This is a genomic window from Pseudoalteromonas sp. BSi20429 (assembly GCF_000238895.1).
In the GTDB taxonomy this organism is placed as follows: Bacteria; Pseudomonadota; Gammaproteobacteria; order Enterobacterales; family Alteromonadaceae; genus Pseudoalteromonas; species Pseudoalteromonas arctica.
In genome coordinates this window covers 1-2788 of record NZ_BADV01000063.1, presented here as the reverse complement: position 1 = coordinate 2788, position 2788 = coordinate 1, and the positions used below count along the sequence as shown (strand labels likewise).

At 37.6% G+C, this 2788-nt stretch carries 1 protein-coding gene and 1 tRNA gene; one reads left to right on the top strand and one right to left on the bottom strand.

The features are described from left to right. The first annotated feature begins 299 nt into the window (after nt 1-299). Nucleotides 300-1715 (top strand): sodium:alanine symporter family protein, encoded by a 1416-nt coding sequence (locus P20429_RS07650; protein WP_010555303.1) that lies wholly within the window; start codon nt 300-302, stop codon nt 1713-1715. Between the two features lie 975 nt (nt 1716-2690). Here P20429_RS07650 and P20429_RS07655 read toward each other — a convergent pair. Beyond that, nucleotides 2691-2777: transfer RNA gene (locus tag P20429_RS07655), tRNA-Leu, on the bottom strand. Nucleotides 2778-2788: the final 11 nt, after the last annotated feature.

Sequence of the window (2788 nt, the reverse complement as noted above, 5' to 3'; positions counted from 1 at the left end):
CTTTTTAGATAATTTAAAACCGAAGTTTTACTTAACTCTCTGAGTAGTTCGCTCCTCGCTATGCGTTGGCGTTTCCCGTCTCAGTGGGGTCGCATTATAGGGAGCGGCGGATTTTACGCAAGCGTTATTTGCATAAAATAGTAATTAAAATTAAGCCCCAAGCAAGCACACACGATAAGCACAAGTTACCCACAAAACCCTGTTGATAACTCTGTTTTTGAACTTTAAAACTAAACACTTTTATCCTGATGTGATAAGTTGCGGTCACTTTTTTTAACTCATGTATTTAGGCAGTATCCATGACAGACATAATAAACAGTATAAGTGCCCTTCTATGGGGCCAAGTTCTTGTCTACTTATTAATAGCAGCAGGCCTCTTTTTTACTTTTCGACTAGGCTTTATTCAGTTTGTGCAATTTCCACATATGTTCAAAGTTATGTTTGGCTCTCGTAAATGTGCCGATAATGAAATTTCATCCTTTCAGGCTTTTTGTACTTCGTTAGCTGCACGCGTTGGTACAGGTAATATGGCTGGTGTTGCTGTTGCCTTATACCTAGGTGGGCCAGGTGCTATTTTTTGGATGTGGCTTATTGCATTAATAGGTATGGCTACAAGCTTTGCTGAAAGTACTTTGGCTCAGGCTTATAAAACAAAAGATGCTGATGGCAATTTTAGAGGTGGCCCTGCTTATTATATGCAAAACGGCTTAGGTAAACGCTGGATGGGGACTTTATTCTCGTTATGCTTAATTTTAGCCTTTGGTTTGGTATTTAACGCCGTACAGTCAAACTCTATTGCTGCAGCATTTGAAGTAGCGTTTGATGTACCTAAGTATATAGTAGGCATTTGCTTGGTTATTGGCTCTGGTATTATTATTTTTGGTGGTTTGAAAACGATTTCTCGTTTTGCTGAAATGGTTGTCCCATTTATGGCATTAGCTTACTTGTTAGTGGCTCTTTATGTATGCGCTATTAACTTTACTGCATTACCTGATGTAATTGTACTTATAATAAAAAGTGCTTTTGGTATTGAACAAGCTGGTGCAGGTGCAATTGGTTATGGTGTTACACAAGCTATGATCCAAGGTATAAAGCGTGGCTTATTCTCAAACGAAGCTGGTATGGGTAGTGCAGCTAATGCTGCAGCCACTGCGACACCTTACCCTCCTCATCCAGCATCACAAGGTTATGTGCAAATGCTAGGTGTATTTATTGATACTATTGTTATTTGTACAGCGACTGCTTCTCTTATTTTACTATCGCAGCAATTAGTACCTGAATCTGGTGTTATGGGGATTGAACTTACACAAGCAGCATTACAAGAACATGTCGGCGACTGGGGTACTTACTTTATTGCCATTGCTATATTGTTTTTTGCTTTTACTTCTATTGTGGCTAATTACTCTTACGCTGAAACAAATTTAATGTTTTTAGAGCACAACTCTAATAAAGGTATGTTTATCTTTAGACTTGTTGTTTTAGGTATGGTGATGTTTGGTGCTGTTGGTGAGCTTGGTTTAATTTGGACGCTGGCAGATATATCAATGGGTTTAATGGCCATTGTAAACGTTATAGCGCTATTTATGCTTTCAGGTGTTGTTGTATGGCTCTCTAAAGATTACAACGAACAACGCAAAAAGGGCTTAATACCCACCTTTGACAAAAGTAAGCATCCTAAACTTGCTAAAGAGGTCGATCCCGAGGCCTGGAAATAAACAATAAACAGCGAGCTACGGCTCGCTTTTTTAGTTCTAAAAATAAAAAGTCCTGACACATAGCACTCGATCATTTATAAATAAAAGCTGTTACGGACGATAAGAACTGTATAGACATTATCTGATTATCAGCCTAGACAAGACAACCTACAAAAACAGATGTTTAATGCCCATAGCTCTGCATTATGTATAAGCACTTTATTGTTTACCTATTTGAAGTTCTCACCATAACTCTAGACTTACTCTTACCCGCGATTTTTAACTTCCAATGAGCATGTGTTAGCAACCAATTCGACAACTATACCAACCTGCATAAATCTCTGAGCAATTTAACGAATTAAATTGCACTATAACGTCGTTAAAAATTTTTATTTACGACTGCATGGATGCAGGAGGTAGAGCAATGCAGGGAGCAATTGCCGAGAACACTAGATACAAAAAATTTTGCCTAGATCTAGCGTAATTTCCTTAACCTTAAATAGACCCGATATATAAGCAGATTGGTATTACTTTATGCTACCAGCACATAGGTGTTTGAACTTTACTTTCAAGGTTGTTTGCTCTCGAGGTGTAGATTGCTTTACTGTTTTGAATTTTTTAAAGCTAATGGCCTACTTTACTGGTTGGTATCATAAGTCTATGACGCTTTAGTTCAGTTCAAAGTGTATTCATTAGCATTAAGTACTGTGTGTCGCTAAAGATTGCATGGCTGGTTTATTTGAGGCGCTATAGGATTGGGTTTGGAAATATTACATTATGCTTACTCATATATATCTTTAATACGATAGATATACAAACTCTTAATGAACTATCACACAACGCTATTATTGGGTAGACCATGCATAAAATAGTGCATATCAAGATAATATAAACCATAGAAAACATAAAAATGATAAATCAGGATTTTTACTGGATATTTTATAGATATTAGAAGATTTATTAGATATTTTTTAAGCAGAGCGCTTAATAGAGAGATGGTGCCCGAGGCCGGACTTGAACCGGCACGACTTGTTAGTCGAGGGATTTTAAATCCCTTGTGTCTACCAATTCCACCACTCGGGCATCGAGTTTGC